The sequence below is a fragment of the Citrobacter sp. wls714 genome (genome assembly GCF_005281025.1).
GTDB classification, from domain to species: Bacteria; Pseudomonadota; Gammaproteobacteria; order Enterobacterales; family Enterobacteriaceae; genus Citrobacter; species Citrobacter werkmanii.
In genome coordinates this window covers 76,369-92,469 of sequence record NZ_SZWZ01000097.1, presented here as the reverse complement: position 1 = coordinate 92,469, position 16,101 = coordinate 76,369, and the positions used below count along the sequence as shown (strand labels likewise).

Here is a 16,101-nt window from a genome sequence, read left to right as displayed (position 1 = left end):
CTGAATTCGTAATATCAAAAAACCCTCTGTTTATAGAGGGTTTTTTATTGCTCTCATTTCAGAAGGAAATTCTGATGGATGATGTTCTAATCAACCAGTTGAAGCTGAGGTTGAGAGTGGGATGCTACGTTCTCCACGCGAATATCCATCTGCGGATACGGCAGGTCAATATGATTAGCATCCAGGGCCTCTTTAATGTTTTCCAGCAAATCGTAATAGGTGTTCCAGTACTCAATATTAGGCACCCACACGCGGACGTAAAAATTGAGCGCAGAGGCACCTAACTCACCCAGACGAACGGTTACCCCTCGTTGCTTATCGATGCGACTGTCCTGCTCGATGATATGGTTAATCACGCGCTTAACATCTGCGATCCGACTCTGATAACCCACGCCAATCACAAGATCGATACGACGAAAAGGGTGGCGGGAATAGTTAATAATATTATCTGCGATGATCTTGCCGTTTGGGATCACCACTTCTTTGCTGTCAGCGGTGAGTAGGGTGGTAGAGAAAATGTGCACCTTTTCAACTGTCCCGGTGACTGCGCCAATCTGCACGATTTCTCCGGCGCGGAAAGGTCGCAGGGAAACCAACAGTACACCAGCGGCGAAGTTGGAGAGCGATCCTTGTAGCGCGAGGCCAATAGCCAGTCCGGCGGCGCCAATGACGGCAATAATGGAGGATGTTTCAATACCGACTCTCCCCAACGCAGCGACCACGAAAAAGGCGAGTGTGATGTAACGTACCAGGGCAGTGAAGAACTGAATGATAGTCCGGTCAACTTTACGTTTTAACAGCAACTTTTCCAGTCCACGGGAGAGCAGTCGAGAGATAAATTTACCGATAAAAAGTAAAATCACGGCAGCAACGATATTCCAGCCGAATTGCATAACAGCATCGCTGTGCCCGGCGATCCACTCAATTCCGTTTCTTATTTTCGGGAATAATGAAAAACCATTCATAGTATTGCTCTGTAGTATTTAAAAATGTTAACAGTTCAAATAAGGTCTTAATTTCATACGAAATATTAATGTTATCGCCAGTGATATTTTCTGGTGATATTAATTAAAGACTATTTGAACTGACTTTGTCTTGTTTATGTCCAGTAAACGGGAGCGTAAGAAATTAGCGCGAATGGTGCAGTGAAGCCGGATTAAAAGATTGTGTATTTGTGCGAAAAGCAGGGGATGATTATCTGTATTTTCAATGCGTGTCGAGGGCAAGATGATGAGTAGTGCCGTCACTCAAATCCCTTACCGGATGGTTAATTGTCAGGCGATTAGCCATCCGGTAAGGAATCTTAATGCTGGGGGATTGCAGGCAAGCGCGATCAACGTACGTCGGTTTGCGTTGGCGATGTCTGTTGCGGCTGGGTTAACTGCTGAGATTCTTTTTTGTCCTGGTGGTGATGCCACGCACCAATGGCGGAGTAGACGAAGCGTCCGAAGAAGAAGAGAAAGCTGATAAGCAGTACGATCCGGATCATGCGACTGTTAAATCGGTGTCGTTTGCGTAGGCTGGTAACCTGGCTCACAAAAGGTTCCTTGTTGTGTACCCGACGAGGGGCGATACTTACATTAAGGCATACTGTGAGGGAATGGTCAATTCTTCGTTATGTAAAATTGCTTCAGTTGTTTTATCCTCTTATGTTATGAAAATTAATATTATTATTTACATGAATAATGAATTAACGATAAAAAACAATGAAAAGAGTAATAATTGATTAATGAGGGGTGTTTTTTTTGATATGTATCAAACGCCACCCTTTGCTAATAACTAAAATTGATGAGCCCTTATGATGTATTTTACTTTATCGTTTTAAAGTCAGGTGGGATGCCTGTCTGAATACCCCCTACAGGATGTGTGGGATTCTACTGAGCATCTATGAAACTCAATAAAAAATATATTGGTATTAGAGATAGATGGTGGGCGTTACCTCTCATCTTACCTTCTTTACTGTTGCCTATATTGAGCACCGCCAACACCTATGCCCATATTAGTACAGGGACCGTAGTACTTTTCTATCTGCCATTGGCGCTGATGATTAGTCTGATGCTTTTTTTTGGCTGGGCGGCATTGCCAGGAATTATCATTTCCATTATCTGGTATAAATATCCGCAGGTTGGCCTATTTGAAACACTCTCAATAATTTCGCACTTTATAGTTACGTTAGTGCTTAGCTGGGGCGGGTATAAGGTATTTACTCCCCGACGCAATAATGTTTCGCACGGCGATTCTCACTTGATGTTTCAGCGAATGTTCTGGCAGGTGTTCTGCCCGGCAACGCTGTTTCTGATTCTCTTCCAGTTTGCCGCCTTTGTGGGCGTCTATGAGAGCAAATCAGGCATGGTGGGCGTAATGCCCTTCAATACTGGTACGTTGATTAATTATCAGGCCTTGCTGGTAGGGAATCTTGTTGGGGTTCCACTGTGCTATCTTATTATTCGAACGATACGAAATCCTTTGCACCTTAGAGGCTATTTTTCTCAATTAAAGCAGCAGTTTGATAGCAAAGTCACCAAGACAGAGCTTGCAGTCTGGTCGATTATATTAATGGCACTGATGTCTATGTTATGCATGCCGTTAAATGAACAAAGCTCAATATTTAGCACGAATTACACCTTGTCGCTGTTACTGCCCGTTATGCTTTGGGGCGCAATGCGTTACGGGTACAGGTTTATTTCGTTGGTATGGTCAGTCGTACTTATTACTGCAATTCATTATTATCAGCGCTATATGCCCTGGTATTCGGGCTATGACACCCAGCTTGCCATTACCTCATCGAGCTATCTGGTTTTCTCCTTTATAGTGAATTTCATTGCCGTACTGGCAACGCGACAGCGGTTCGTTACCCGACGGAACCATCGTCTGGCATACTTTGATCCGATGGTACATATTCCTAACCTGCGCGCGTTGAATCGGGATTTGAAAAAAGCGCCCTGGTCAGTGCTTTGTTTTTTGCGGGTTCCCGGCATGGAACTGCTGGTGAAAAATTACGGTATTATGCTGCGTATCCAGTACAAGCAAAAACTCGCTCAGTGGATAACACCTCTGTTAGAACTGGATGAGCATGTCTATCAATTATCGGGCAATGATCTCGTTTTACGTTTTAACACAGAGGCTCATCAGGAACGTATTGAAGCACTGGACAGGCATATTAAGCAATTCCGCTTTATCTGGGATGGCATGCCTTTACAGCCGCAGGTAGGCATCAGCTTTTGCTATGTTCGTGCTCCGGTTAACCACATTTATTTGTTGCTCGGTGAGTTAAGCACCATTGCTGAGATCTCCCTGGCGACCAATTCTCCAGAAAATATGCAGCGGCGCGGCGTGATGCACTTACAACGTGACCTGAAAGATAAGGTTGCGATGATGAACCGTCTGCAGCAGGCACTGGAGCACAATCGTTTTTTCCTGATGGCGCAGCCGATCGCTGGCGTGCGTGGCGATGTCTATCACGAAATTCTGCTGCGACTTCATGGGGATGACGGTGAAATTATCGCCCCGGATAATTTCTTGCCAGTAGCGCACGAGTTTGGCTTGTCATCCAGCATCGACATGTGGGTGATTGAAAATACGCTGAAATTTATGGCGCAGAATCGGGAACAAATGCCTGCCCGTCGGTTTGCTATTAACTTATCACCTACATCGGTATGCCGCGCCCGGCTTCCGCATGACATCAATCAGTTACTGACGAAATACAAAGTTGAAGCCTGGCAACTCATCTTTGAGGTGACGGAAAGCAATGCCTTAACCAATGCGGACCAGGCGCAGGCGACGTTACTACAGCTGCAGGCTTTGGGTTGTCAGATTGCGATTGATGATTTTGGGACCGGATATGCCAGCTATGCGCGACTGAAAAATGTGAATGCCGATATCCTGAAAATTGACGGCAGTTTTATTCGTAATATCGTTTCGAACAGCCTCGATTACCAAATCGTGGCCTCCATTTGTCATTTGGCGCGGATGAAAAGAATGCTGGTGGTTGCGGAGTACGTCGAAAGCGAAGAAATACGCAGTGCAGTGGTTTCGCTGGGGATTGATTACTTGCAGGGGTATTTGATTGGCAAACCGCAGCCGCTGCATGAAACTCTGGAGGAGCAGGTGCCAGACGAGCCGGCACCTGTTGAGAGCTTATGCGGCGAGATCGGGTGAGCTTTCTTCTTCAATTTTGAGACGCCAGCCGGTTACTGCGTCCCAGTATTGCTGCTCTTTTTCCAGATCGAGCAGGACCAGCGCATTTTGGCTGAACCAGTCATGCGGGAAGCGTAAGGTCCAGTGGTTGTCTTCGGTTAACAGGGTCAGAGTCGGCGGCGTAGTTGTCGCCTGACGCTGATTATTTAGCAATACCCCCAGACGCAACAGCTGGATTAACGGCAGAAACTGTTTTTTCTTAAACAGCGTAAAGCGGGGTAAATCATCAAGTTTCACCGCTTTACGATGGTAACGAACTAGTGTTGCCATCATCAGCTGTTGTTCCTGATTAAATCCAGGTAAATCGCTATTTTGTAGAATGTAAGCAGAATGGCGATGCAGACCGCTGTGGTTGATGTTCAGCCCAACCTCATGCAGCATCGCAGCCCAGCGCAGTAATGCTTCCAGCTGCGGATTGGCCAGTTTTGGTTGCTGGTTATGCCACTGGTCATACATCTGCATGGTGGTTTCCAACACACGGCGGGCTTGCTCACTGTCGATGTTGTACTGATTCGCCAGACTGCTGGCGGTGCGGCTGCGTACATCCTGATGGCGAAAACGGCCTTCCATCTCATACAGCACGCCTTCACGTAGCGCGCCATCGGACAGTCGAAGTTCGCGAATAGCCAGCGCATCAAAAACGCCACACAAAATAGCTAGCCCAGGTACAAACACCGCTTTTCGTTCTTCTGACAGTCCCGGCAAACTGAGCGCATCGAATGACGTGTGCTTCAGCACTTCAGCGGTCAGTTTTTGCAGACGTTCGGGGGTGATAAAACCATCTTTTTCACCCATCTCCAGCAGCACCTCGTGTGCCGCTTTAATGGTCCCCGACGCGCCCAGCGCAACGTTCCAGCCCTGAATGCGAAACTGCCAGGTTAGCGTTTCAAGTTTCTGCGCTGCCGCCATGCGGGCGCTCTGGAAGTTTTCCCGACTAATGGCGCCGCCCGGGAAATACATCTGAGCAAAACTAACGCAGCCCATACGGCGGCTTTCAACCAGTTTGGGTTCGAAATCTTCGCCGATCACCAGTTCCGTTGAGCCGCCGCCGATATCGATAACCAGCTTGCGGCCTTTTTCCGGCTGGGTGTGTTCAACGCCCATAAAAATCAGTCGGGCTTCTTCGTTACCGGAAATAATCTCAATCGGGTAGGGGATGACTTTTTCTGCGCGCTTGAGAAAATCGGTCGCATTCAGCGCCTGACGTAGAGTATGGGTTCCCACGATACATACGCTCGATGGGGGAAAGCCTTGCAGTCGTTCGGCGAAAAGTGACAAACAGCTTAATCCGCGCTCCATTGCTTCTTCGCTCAGCTTGTTGTCTGCGCCGAGCCCATCCGCCAGATGTACGCGTTGTTTCAGTCGGCCGATAATTTGCATTGCACCATCAACCACGCGGGCAATGACCATATGAAAACTGTTTGAACCCAGGTCGACCGCAGCAAATTCCTGCGGTCGCGGTGACTTGTCGTGTATTGGCATATCGTTAGTCAGGTTGCTCGAGTGATTTGATGTAGTCGTAAATCGCCAATTGTGACTGAACCTTACGGCGGTTTCCACGTGGCACGTAGCGATTACTCAGTTCTTTATCGATGAAGCGAGCCTTCACCGTATCGCTAAACAGGATATCAATGATATCCAGCACGCGTTGCTTGAGGCGTGGGTCAAGTAGCGGGGTAGCGACTTCGATACGATAGTCGATATTTCTTGTCATCCAGTCAGCCGAGGAGAGATACACCTGCTTATCGCCGCCGTTCTCAAAAATATAGACCCGGTCATGTTCGAGGTAGCGGTCAACAATGCTGATAACGCGAATATTGTCGCTGATACCTTCAAGGTTCGGGATCAGAGAACACATACCGCGAATCAATAAATTGACCGGCACGCCCGAGCCTGAGGCCGCATAGAGACGATCCACCAGACCTTTATCGACCAGGTTATTCAGTTTTAACGTAATACCTGAAGGTAACCCTTGCTGTGCGTTGGCGATCTCTTTGTCGATCATGGCGTACAGCAGGCGACGTGAGTTCTGCGGAGAAACCAGCAGATAATCAAACGTGACCGGACGATATGGGTTTTCAATGAAGTTGAATACCCGACGAACTTCGTTGGTAATGCGCGAATCGGCGGTAAGCAATGAGTAGTCGGTATACAGTCGCGCCGTTTTTTCGTTGAAGTTCCCGGTCCCGATATGCGCATAGCGCACGACTTCATCGCCTTCTTTACGTGAGATAAGAAACAGCTTGGCGTGAATTTTCAGGCCTGGGGCGGAGAAGATGACGTGCACGCCCGCTTCGGTAAGACGTTTGGCCCAGTGAATGTTAGCTTCTTCATCGAAGCGTGCCTGCAGTTCCACGACGACAGTGACTTTCTTACTGTTATGCGCGGCATGGATCATCGCATCGATGATGCGCGAGTCTTTTGCCACACGGTAGATGTTGATTTTTATCGCCAGCACGCTTGGGTCGAAAGAGGCCTGACGCAGCAGTTCCAGCACATGCTCAAAGGTGTGATACGGATAATAAAGCAGTACATCACGCTCGCGGATAGCATCAAATCCGTTGCGGAATTTCTCGTTATCGAACCAGATGTGACGCAGACGGGGCAGTGGTTTATTCACCAGGTTAGCTTTGCCAACGTTGGGGAAGTTAATAAAGTCTTTGAAGTTATGGTAACGCCCGCCGGGAACGATGGAGTCGTAGCGAGAAATGGTCAGTTTTTCACGCAGCACTTCGACCAGCGCATTAGGCATATCTCGCTGATAAACAAAGCGCACAGGCTCGGCGGTCAGACGCTGTTTCAGGCTGGATGACATCAGCTCCATCAGGCTGGATTCCATCTCGTGCACTAAATCGTATTCGGCGTCGCGGGTCATTTTCATCGAATAGGCGTTCAGCGCATCGTAATCAAAGAACCCTTTGAAAATATCGTCAAGGCAATAACGTAAAATGTTGTCCAACAGGATCATCGGTTTACGACGGCGCGGGGTCTCCGGCGGTAAATTCACAAAACGGGGAACCTTGTCAGAAGGGATTTCCAGTAGCGCATAGCGGATCGTATCACCACGGATAATCTCCACCGCCAGATAGGTATAGTCATCTTTCAGAAACTGGACTAAATCCGTCTCGCGGTTAATCAGGATCGGCGTAATGTGCTGGCGAAGATACTGCTTGAAGTAATGGCGTAACCAGCTCTGCTGATTCACCGACAATTGGCGTTCGTTGATTAAGAAAATCTGGTTGCGCGCCATCTCCAGCAGTAATTCGTTGTACAGGCCGTCAAATTCCTGATCGGCTTTTAATACGCGGGCCTGGATTTTGCCGAGTAAATGGCGGGAGTGAGAGTTTGAACCCTGTTCTTCGCTAATGATGATTCGGCGCTTCAGTTCGGCAAAACGAACCTTGTAAAACTCGTCGAGGTTATTGGAATAGATGCCTAAAAAACGCATCCGTTCGATCAACGGGTTTGATTTATCAGCAGCTTCCTGGAGTACACGTTCGTTGAACGCTAACCAGCTGAGTTCTTTCTCGATATATAGCTTTTCCTGACCCATTACCACTTTTACTCCGTTTCATTCACGGGACACTACCGATTTATTATGGCGAGCATTGCTCTCAGATGTCCAACTGTGCCAGAAAAATATGACAATAAACTGTCTGATAGCAAAGAGAAAGAGGGGAAGAAGAGTAGGCCCGATAAGCGAAGCGCCCTCAGGCCTACCGGAGGATGTGATTATTCGTCGGCGGCATAACCTTGTGGTGGCAGGCGATTACCGTCCAGCCACGCGGCGTTATCGCGCATTTTCAGTCGGCCGTCGGCAAACCAGCTAATCACCAGCGGGTAAATATCATGTTCCTGCGCCTGAACCCGGGCAGTGACATCATCTTCGCTGTCGCCTTCAAATACCGGTACTGTCGCCTGGAGAATAACCGGTCCGCCGTCCAGTTCATCCGTTACGAAATGGACTGAGGTTCCATGCTGTTCATCGCCGTTTTCCAGTACCTGACGGTGCGTATGCAGGCCGGGATACTTTGGCAACAACGAAGGGTGGATATTCAACAATCGTTCAGAATAGTGAGCGACAAACGCTGGGCTGAGGATGCGCATATAACCGGCCAACACCACGACATCGGGGCCGTAGGCGTCAATCTCTTGTATCAGTTGGCGGTCAAATGCTTCGCGGCTGGCAAACTGAGCGGCTTCCAGCGAATGTGCCGGAATATTCGCTTCTCGTGCACGTTCAAGGCCGAACGCATCGGCCTTGTTACTGAATACTGCACGTATGGTGCCATTGATTTTTTTCTGTTCGCAGGCGTTGATGATCGCCTGCAAATTGCTTCCGTTACCGGAAATGAGCACCACAATGTTTTTCATTCAATGACCACACGCTGTTCGGAATCAGAGGCTTTGATAATACCGATTTTCCATGCGTTTTCACCTTTCTCATTGAGCAAAGCGAGGGCGTTGTCAACTTCCGAAGCTGGCAGGGCGATGACCATGCCGACGCCGCAGTTAAAGGTGCGATACATCTCGTGCTGGCTGACGTTACCCGCCGTTTGCAGCCAGTTAAAGACGGCTGGCCACTGCCATGAGGATTCGTCGATCACTGCCTGCGTGTTGTCTGGCAGGACGCGCGGAATATTTTCCCAGAAGCCGCCGCCGGTCAGGTGAGCAATGGCATGCACATCCACCTTCTCGATCAGTTCCAGAATGGATTTAACGTAAATGCGGGTCGGGGCCAGTAAGTGATCGGCCAGCGGTTTACCGTCAAGCTCAGTGGTTTCCGGATTGCAACCGCTGACTTCAACGATTTTACGCACCAGGGAATAGCCGTTGGAGTGTGGACCACTGGAGCCGAGCGCAATCAGCACGTCGCCGTCAGCCACTTTTGAACCGTCGATAATCTCGGATTTTTCGACGACGCCAACGCAGAAGCCAGCCACGTCGTAATCTTCACCGTGGTACATTCCCGGCATTTCAGCCGTTTCACCGCCCACCAGCGCACAGCCTGACTGCAGACAGCCTTCGGCAATACCATTAATGACGCTGGCTGCGGTATCCACATCCAGTTTGCCTGTCGCATAGTAGTCGAGGAAAAACAGCGGCTCAGCGCCCTGAACCACGAGGTCGTTGACGCACATTGCGACCAGATCGATGCCAATAGTGTCGTGACGTTTCAGGTCCATCGCCAGACGCAGTTTTGTGCCAACGCCATCCGTCCCGGAAACCAGCACCGGTTCACGATATTTTTGCGGCAATGCGCACAGCGCACCGAAGCCACCCAGACCACCCATCACTTCCGGGCGACGCGTTTTCTTTACTACGCCTTTGATTCGATCAACCAGAGCATTACCTGCATCAATATCAACACCGGCATCTTTGTAGCTAAGAGAGGTTTTATCGGTCACTGCCTGCTTCCCCACATGTTTACTTGCAGTAAAAGTTAAATTCGGCGCAATTCTAACAGGGAAAGCAAACGTTTGCGAGCGTGCTCTGCATCAAGTTTTATCTGCTGATTTTTTCAGCATTTTACAGTCATTTATCTATTTGTTTGAATCACGTTACGAAAAGGAAACCGGTTTCTTTTTTCTGTTACGGACCTCACGGAGAGTGTTTTGCACAGAGCAAGCTGCGGGCTTATCTTCATCGATAAAAATAATGACGGTAGTGGGGCTTAGCACGCTCGCCTAAGAAATCTTTTTCATGGTATTAACACTTCATCCAGAATAATGCTTAATATCTTTAAAATTCATGGTATTGAATGCAGGCCCCGCCATTAGCTCGGACCTTGTTTTATACTCATCATCCAGACGCAAACGACTTTGGTTGATCCATATCAAGCGGATGCAGTGTTGCGCCAGAGACGAAAAGCGGTATAATCCGGCGATTTTTTTTGTGGTTGCCACTCGTCTGAGGAAAGGAGAAGAGTATGAAGATCGTGGAAGTCAAACACCCACTCGTCAAACACAAGCTGGGACTGATGCGTGAAAACGATATCAGCACTAAACGCTTTCGTGAACTCGCCTCGGAAGTTGGCAGCCTGCTGACTTATGAAGCAACCGCAGGCCTGGAAACCGAAAAGGTGACCATTGAAGGCTGGAACGGTCCGGTTGAAGTAGACCAAATCAAAGGTAAAAAAATCACCGTTGTGCCAATCCTGCGTGCCGGTCTGGGTATGATGGAAGGTGTACTGGAAAACGTTCCGAGCGCGCGTATCAGCGTTGTCGGTATGTACCGTAACGAAGAAACGCTGGAGCCGGTTCCGTATTTCCAGAAGCTGGTTTCTAACATCGATGAGCGTATGGCGCTGATCGTTGACCCGATGCTGGCGACCGGCGGTTCCGTTATCGCCACTATTGACCTGCTGAAAAATGCAGGCTGCACCAGCATCAAAGTGTTGGTGCTGGTTGCGGCGCCGGAAGGTATCGCGGCGCTGGAAAAAGCGCACCCGGATGTTGAGCTGTACACGGCCTCCATCGATCAGGGGCTGAACGAGCACGGATACATTATTCCGGGGCTTGGCGATGCCGGCGATAAGATTTTTGGTACCAAGTAAACGAATAAGTGAAAAGAAGCCGACTTTAAGAGTCGGCTTTTTTTTGAATACAACAACCTAATCGCTAATAACAAACAACACTCAGAGGAAAACACTATGACGCGCCGTGCTATCGGGGTAAGTGAAAGACCGCCGCTTTTACAGACAATCCCGCTTAGTTTACAGCACCTGTTCGCCATGTTTGGCGCAACGGTACTGGTGCCAGTCCTGTTCCACATCAACCCGGCTACCGTTTTGCTGTTTAACGGCATTGGTACGTTGCTGTATCTCTTTATCTGTAAGGGTAAAATCCCCGCGTACCTCGGTTCCAGCTTTGCGTTTATTTCTCCGGTGCTGCTGCTGTTGCCGTTAGGTTATGAAGTGGCGCTGGGCGGTTTCATTATGTGCGGCGTGCTGTTCTGCCTGGTTTCTTTCATCGTTAAGAAAGCAGGCACCGGCTGGCTGGATGTGATGTTCCCTCCGGCGGCGATGGGCGCAATCGTTGCCGTCATCGGCCTGGAGCTGGCAGGTGTTGCTGCGGGCATGGCGGGATTACTGCCTGCTGAAGGGCAATTACCGGATTCGAAAACCATCATCATCTCAATGGTGACGCTGGCGGTGACGGTATTTGGCTCCGTACTATTCCGCGGTTTTATGGCGATTATCCCGATTCTGATTGGGGTGTTAGCCGGTTATGCACTTTCTTTTGTGATGGGCGTCGTGGACACTACGCCGATTGCCCAGGCGCACTGGTTTGCGCTGCCGACTTTCTATACGCCGCGTTTTGAATGGGTTGCTATTCTGACCATCCTGCCTGCTGCGCTGGTGGTGATTGCTGAACACGTCGGACACCTGGTGGTGACGGCAAATATCGTGAAAAAAGATTTGGTTCGCGATCCTGGCCTGCATCGTTCCATGTTCGCCAACGGTCTGTCTACGGTGATCTCCGGTTTCTTCGGCTCTACGCCGAACACCACGTATGGCGAAAATATCGGCGTCATGGCGATTACCCGCGTATACAGTACCTGGGTTATTGGCGGCGCCGCGATTTTTGCCATCCTGCTCTCCTGTGTGGGCAAACTGGCGGCGGCGATTCAGATCATCCCACTGCCGGTCATGGGCGGCGTATCGCTGTTACTGTACGGCGTGATTGGCGCTTCCGGTATTCGCGTACTGATCGAATCAAAAGTTGACTACAACAAAGCTCAGAACCTGATCCTGACCTCTGTCATTTTGATCATTGGTGTGAGTGGGGCGAAAGTTCATATCGGTGCCGCAGAGCTGAAAGGTATGGCGCTGGCGACCATTGTCGGCGTCTGCCTGAGCCTGATTTTCAAAGTCATCAGCCTGCTGCGTCCGGAAGAAGTGGTGCTCGACGCAAAAGATGCAGACAGCCCGCAACAGTGAGTCTCTGACCGGGTGGCATCGCTGCCCGGTTCTATCGCGACGTATTTCTGTGTTAAACTCAACGCGATTTTATGAAATCCTGGGTTGAGGTATCTCTGAACACACCGGCACAGCTCTCTCTGCCACTTTATCTTCCTGACGACGAAACGTTTGCAAGTTTCTGGCCGGGGGATAACTCCTCTTTACTGGCTGCACTGCAAAACGTGCTGCGTCAGGAACATAGCGGGTATATTTATCTCTGGTCGCGTGAAGGCGCTGGCCGTAGTCATTTGCTGCATGCAGCCTGTGCGGAACTGTCTGCACGCGGCGACGCGGTAGGCTACGTGCCGCTCGATAAGCGCACCTGGTTTGTTCCCGAGGTGCTCGACGGTATGGAGCATTTATCGCTGGTATGCATCGATAACATCGAATGTGTGGCCGGTGATTCGCTGTGGGAAATGGCGATCTTTGATCTCTATAACCGTATTCTGGAGTCGGGAAAAACGCGATTGCTGATCACCGGCGATCGCCCACCCAGGCAGCTCAATCTGGGGTTACCGGATCTCGCTTCGCGCCTGGACTGGGGACAAATCTACAAGCTGCAGCCGCTTTCTGATGAAGATAAGCTGCAGGCGTTACAATTACGCGCCAGACTTCGTGGGTTTGAACTGCCGGAAGATGTGGGACGTTTCCTGCTTAAACGTTTGGATCGGGAAATGCGTACGCTGTTTATGACGTTGGATCAGCTTGATCACGCATCGATCACCGCCCAGCGTAAGCTGACCATTCCGTTCGTAAAAGAGATTTTGAAACTGTAAACGCCGCAGCCGAAAAGACTGCGGCTGGCTTCAGCTTAACCGACGATTTCCAGTACCTGCTCCGGCGGACGTCCAATCCGCGCCTGGCCTTTGGCCACCACAATTGGGCGCTCCATCAGTTTCGGGTTGTCTACCATGGCCTGAATCAGCGCATCTTCACTCAAATTTTTGTCCGCCAGGTTAAGCGACTTGTAGAGATCTTCTTTCTGGCGCATCAGTTCACGCGCGCTGGACATCCCCAGCATCTGCAGCAGTTCACGCAGGGTTGCGGCGTCAGCCGGAGTGTCCAGATACAGCACCACTTCCGGGTCCACGCCGTTGGACTTCAGTAATTCCAGCGTTTCGCGGCTCTTGGAACAACGTGGGTTATGGTAGATTTTAATCGCGTCTGACATTTTTTTTCCTGTTACATTTTCGTATACGGTTTAAAGCGTTCTTGCAGTTGGCGCAACTGGTCGATACGGGCGTCGTATCTGGCCTGCTGCTGGCTTCCCAGTTTAACCTGCGAACTTGCGCTGCTGAGCATCGAAATCGCCTGGTCAAGACGTCCTGCAAGGGCATACCCTTCCGCGCGAGCCGCCAGTTCCTGATCGCGGTTACCGAGACCGGCCTCCGTTTGCGCTAACAAATCCCAGCCGTTAGGGTCATCCTTGTGGTTAAACGTATAACGATTCAGGATATTGGCTGCTTCTTTGGCTTGTCCGCCCTGTAAATACGCATTTGCCAGATTGAGCTGCAGTACCGGGTTGACTCGCAGGTCTCGAGCATTTTTAAGGCGATTAATCGCGTCGCCGGTTTTCTTCTGTCCGAGATCGATATCCGTTGCCAGATCGAGATACCAGGCATTGTTAGGGTCAGCCGTCAGCAATGGTTGCAGCGCTTTACGCGCCTCGTCGTATTTACTGGCTTCCATCGCCTGGAGTGCGCGGCCATACTGCGCCGCACGTTGCTCGCGTACGTTGCCTTTCGACCAGTTACTCAGTAAGTCATCGGTCAACTGATTGCGGCCAGAGTTATACATGCCTAAGGTACGCGCCTTGGCCAGATAAAAATCTTCTGAAGACTGGACGACGACTGGGCGCATCTGGTTGGCGCGGTTACGCGCATCTGCCAGACGGCTTTCTGGCAGGGGGTGGGTCAGCAAAATTTCCGGTGGACGCGAAGAGTAACGGGCCTGATCGAGCAGTTTTTCCAGGAACGTCGGCATGGCCTGGGGATCGAATCCCGAACGTTGCAGTACCTGAATACCGATGCGGTCCGCTTCCTGTTCGTTTTGCTGCGTAAAGCTGATCATTCCCTGGCGCGTACCCGCCAGCGTACCGGTCAGCGCCGCCATACCCGCCTGGGGGCTGGCCATCGCTAATAAAATGGAGCCTAACGCACCGACCCACGTTAGCGGGGCGCTGCGTTTCTGATCTTCCATCGCACGAGCCAGGTGACGCTGCGTGACGTGGGAAATTTCGTGCGCCATAACCGATGCCAGCTGGCTTTCGTTATCGGAATAGCGGAATAACGCGGAGTGCAGGACAACGTTGCCGCCAAAGAAAGCAAAGGCGTTGATTTCATCGTTGTTGATTAAAAAGAAGGTGAAAGGCGTTTTTACCGAGTCGGCGTGGGCAACTAAACGCATCCCCAGACTATTAATATATTGGGTCAGCAGCGGATCGTTAATTAACGGCGCGCTGCCTCGCAGCTGGCGTACGTAAAAATCGCCCATCTGCATTTCCTGTCCTATGGAAAGGGTACTCCCTGCCGAGGTTCCCATATCAGGCAGGGTGTCCGCGGGGTCAGCAAATGCGGGCGCAACCTGACCGATGGTCAGTGCGGCAATGAGGGTAGCAACCAGGTTTTTTTTCAACTGCCTGAACATAACCTCTGTCCTGTATTCTTTTTTGAGATAGCCATTTGACCAATGCCGTGAAGTATCGTTCACACTCCGCAAGCTTAGGAAGTTTAACTGCGAAACCTGACGATGAACACCCAGGAAAATGTCTTTTCACTTTGCGTAATCAGCCATAAAAAGCGAAGTCTTTTTTGTGACATTTCGATACAATTCGGGATCGCAATCCCGCTATTGGGTTCATGGAAGGGTTTTATGCTCGAAATGTTGATGCAATGGTATCGCCGCCGCTTTAGCGACCCCGAGGCCATCGCCCTGCTAATTATTCTGGTTGCCGGTTTTGGCATCCTGTTCTTCTTTAGCGGTCTTTTGGCGCCGCTGTTGGTCGCCATTGTGTTGGCGTACCTGCTTGAGTGGCCGACTGTACGGCTGGAACATATCGGCTGCTCACGGCGCTGGGCGACATCAATCGTGCTGGTGGTGTTTGTCGGCATTTTGCTGCTGATGGCGTTTGTCGTGATGCCCGTCGCGTGGCAGCAGGGGATCTACCTGATCCGCGATATGCCCGGTATGCTCAATAAATTATCTGATTTTGCCGCCACTTTACCACGACGTTATCCGGCGCTGATGGATGCGGGCATTATTGATGCGATGGCGGAGAATATGCGCTCGCGAATGCTCACCATGGGGGATTCGGTGGTGAAATATTCGTTAGCCTCCCTGGTCGGATTACTCACGCTGGCGGTTTATCTGGTGCTTGTCCCGTTGATGGTGTTCTTCCTGATCAAAGATAAAGGCCAGATGCTGAACGCCGTGCGCCGGGTGCTACCGCGTAATCGCGGGCTGGCGGGACAGGTATGGAAAGAGATGAACCAGCAAATCACCAACTATATCCGCGGTAAAGTGTTGGAAATGGTGGTGGTTGGTGTGGCGACCTGGCTTGGATTCCTGCTGTTTGGCCTTAACTATTCTCTGCTACTGGCGGTGCTGGTGGGGTTCTCGGTTTTGATCCCATATATCGGCGCTTTTGTGGTGACGATCCCGGTCGTTGGGGTGGCGTTGTTCCAGTTCGGGCTTGGCACCGAATTCTGGAGCTGCTTTGCCGTGTACCTGATAATCCAGGCGCTGGACGGTAATCTGCTGGTCCCCGTACTGTTCTCCGAGGCCGTTAACCTGCATCCGCTGGTGATTATTCTGTCGGTCGTGATTTTTGGCGGGCTATGGGGGTTCTGGGGCGTATTCTTTGCGATTCCTCTGGCGACGCTCATCAAAGCCGTCATGCATGCCTGGCCTGACGGTCAGGCCGTTGACGAACCTTAATCTGC

13 protein-coding genes are annotated in these 16,101 nt (G+C 50.5%); 5 read left to right on the top strand and 8 right to left on the bottom strand.

The genetic code is table 11. From position 1 onward, the window contains the following. Positions 1-86: 86 nt before the first annotated feature. On the bottom strand, positions 87-965 hold the full coding sequence (gene mscS / locus FDX11_RS22450) for a small-conductance mechanosensitive channel MscS (RefSeq protein WP_137360580.1): 879 nt from the start codon (positions 963-965) through the stop codon (positions 87-89). A 368-nt stretch (positions 966-1,333) separates the two neighbouring features. Next, positions 1,334-1,537 carry a YfgG family protein gene (locus FDX11_RS22445; RefSeq protein ID WP_032939486.1) on the bottom strand — a complete coding sequence of 68 codons (204 nt, stop codon included), beginning with the start codon at positions 1,535-1,537 and terminating at the stop codon, positions 1,334-1,336. A 350-nt stretch (positions 1,538-1,887) separates the two neighbouring features. Here FDX11_RS22445 and FDX11_RS22440 point away from each other — a divergent pair, with 350 nt between their 5' ends. Then, entirely contained in the window at positions 1,888-4,158 is a 2,271-nt protein-coding gene (locus FDX11_RS22440) for a sensor domain-containing phosphodiesterase (protein ID WP_042306853.1), read from the top strand. Here FDX11_RS22440 and ppx read toward each other — a convergent pair. From ppx to purM, 4 genes are all read right to left on the bottom strand, one after another. Then, positions 4,138-5,679 carry an exopolyphosphatase gene (gene ppx, locus FDX11_RS22435; RefSeq protein ID WP_137398548.1) on the bottom strand — a complete coding sequence of 514 codons (1,542 nt, stop codon included), beginning with the start codon at positions 5,677-5,679 and terminating at the stop codon, positions 4,138-4,140. The two genes, FDX11_RS22440 and ppx, sit on opposite strands and share 21 nt — an antisense overlap. Before the next feature lie 4 nt (positions 5,680-5,683). Continuing rightward, a complete protein-coding gene (gene ppk1, locus FDX11_RS22430) occupies positions 5,684-7,750 on the bottom strand; it encodes a polyphosphate kinase 1 (protein WP_042306859.1) in 2,067 nt (688 codons plus the stop codon). A gap of 179 nt (positions 7,751-7,929) precedes the next feature. After that, positions 7,930-8,571: a phosphoribosylglycinamide formyltransferase gene (gene purN, locus FDX11_RS22425; RefSeq protein WP_042306860.1), complete on the bottom strand. Its 642-nt coding sequence runs from the start codon at positions 8,569-8,571 to the stop codon at positions 7,930-7,932. After that, positions 8,568-9,605: a phosphoribosylformylglycinamidine cyclo-ligase gene (gene purM / locus FDX11_RS22420; protein WP_061382236.1), complete on the bottom strand. Its 1,038-nt coding sequence runs from the start codon at positions 9,603-9,605 to the stop codon at positions 8,568-8,570. Before purM ends, purN begins: the two co-directional genes overlap by 4 nt. 521 nt (positions 9,606-10,126) lie before the next feature. Here purM and upp point away from each other — a divergent pair. The 3 genes from upp (at position 10,127) to FDX11_RS22405 (ending at position 12,936) form a co-directional block, all read left to right on the top strand. Next, positions 10,127-10,753, top strand: a complete 627-nt coding sequence (gene upp / locus FDX11_RS22415; protein ID WP_003835110.1) for a uracil phosphoribosyltransferase — start codon at positions 10,127-10,129, stop codon at positions 10,751-10,753. Positions 10,754-10,849: 96 nt separating this feature from the next. Further along, positions 10,850-12,139 carry a uracil permease gene (gene uraA, locus FDX11_RS22410; protein ID WP_042306864.1) on the top strand — a complete coding sequence of 430 codons (1,290 nt, stop codon included), beginning with the start codon at positions 10,850-10,852 and terminating at the stop codon, positions 12,137-12,139. Positions 12,140-12,234: 95 nt separating this feature from the next. Then, positions 12,235-12,936 (top strand): DnaA inactivator Hda, encoded by a 702-nt coding sequence (locus FDX11_RS22405; RefSeq protein WP_211924219.1) that lies wholly within the window; start codon positions 12,235-12,237, stop codon positions 12,934-12,936. A 35-nt stretch (positions 12,937-12,971) separates the two neighbouring features. Here FDX11_RS22405 and arsC read toward each other — a convergent pair whose 3' ends face one another. Both arsC and bepA read right to left on the bottom strand, forming a co-directional pair. Continuing rightward, a complete protein-coding gene (gene arsC, locus FDX11_RS22400; protein WP_042306866.1) occupies positions 12,972-13,331 on the bottom strand; it encodes an arsenate reductase (glutaredoxin) in 360 nt (119 codons plus the stop codon). An 11-nt stretch (positions 13,332-13,342) separates the two neighbouring features. Beyond that, positions 13,343-14,806: a beta-barrel assembly-enhancing protease gene (gene bepA, locus FDX11_RS22395; RefSeq protein ID WP_042306868.1), complete on the bottom strand. Its 1,464-nt coding sequence runs from the start codon at positions 14,804-14,806 to the stop codon at positions 13,343-13,345. Between the two features lie 225 nt (positions 14,807-15,031). On the opposite strand from bepA, the gene FDX11_RS22390 reads away from it, so the two are divergent. After that, on the top strand, positions 15,032-16,096 hold the full coding sequence (locus FDX11_RS22390; protein ID WP_006683504.1) for an AI-2E family transporter: 1,065 nt from the start codon (positions 15,032-15,034) through the stop codon (positions 16,094-16,096). Positions 16,097-16,101 lie beyond the last annotated feature (5 nt).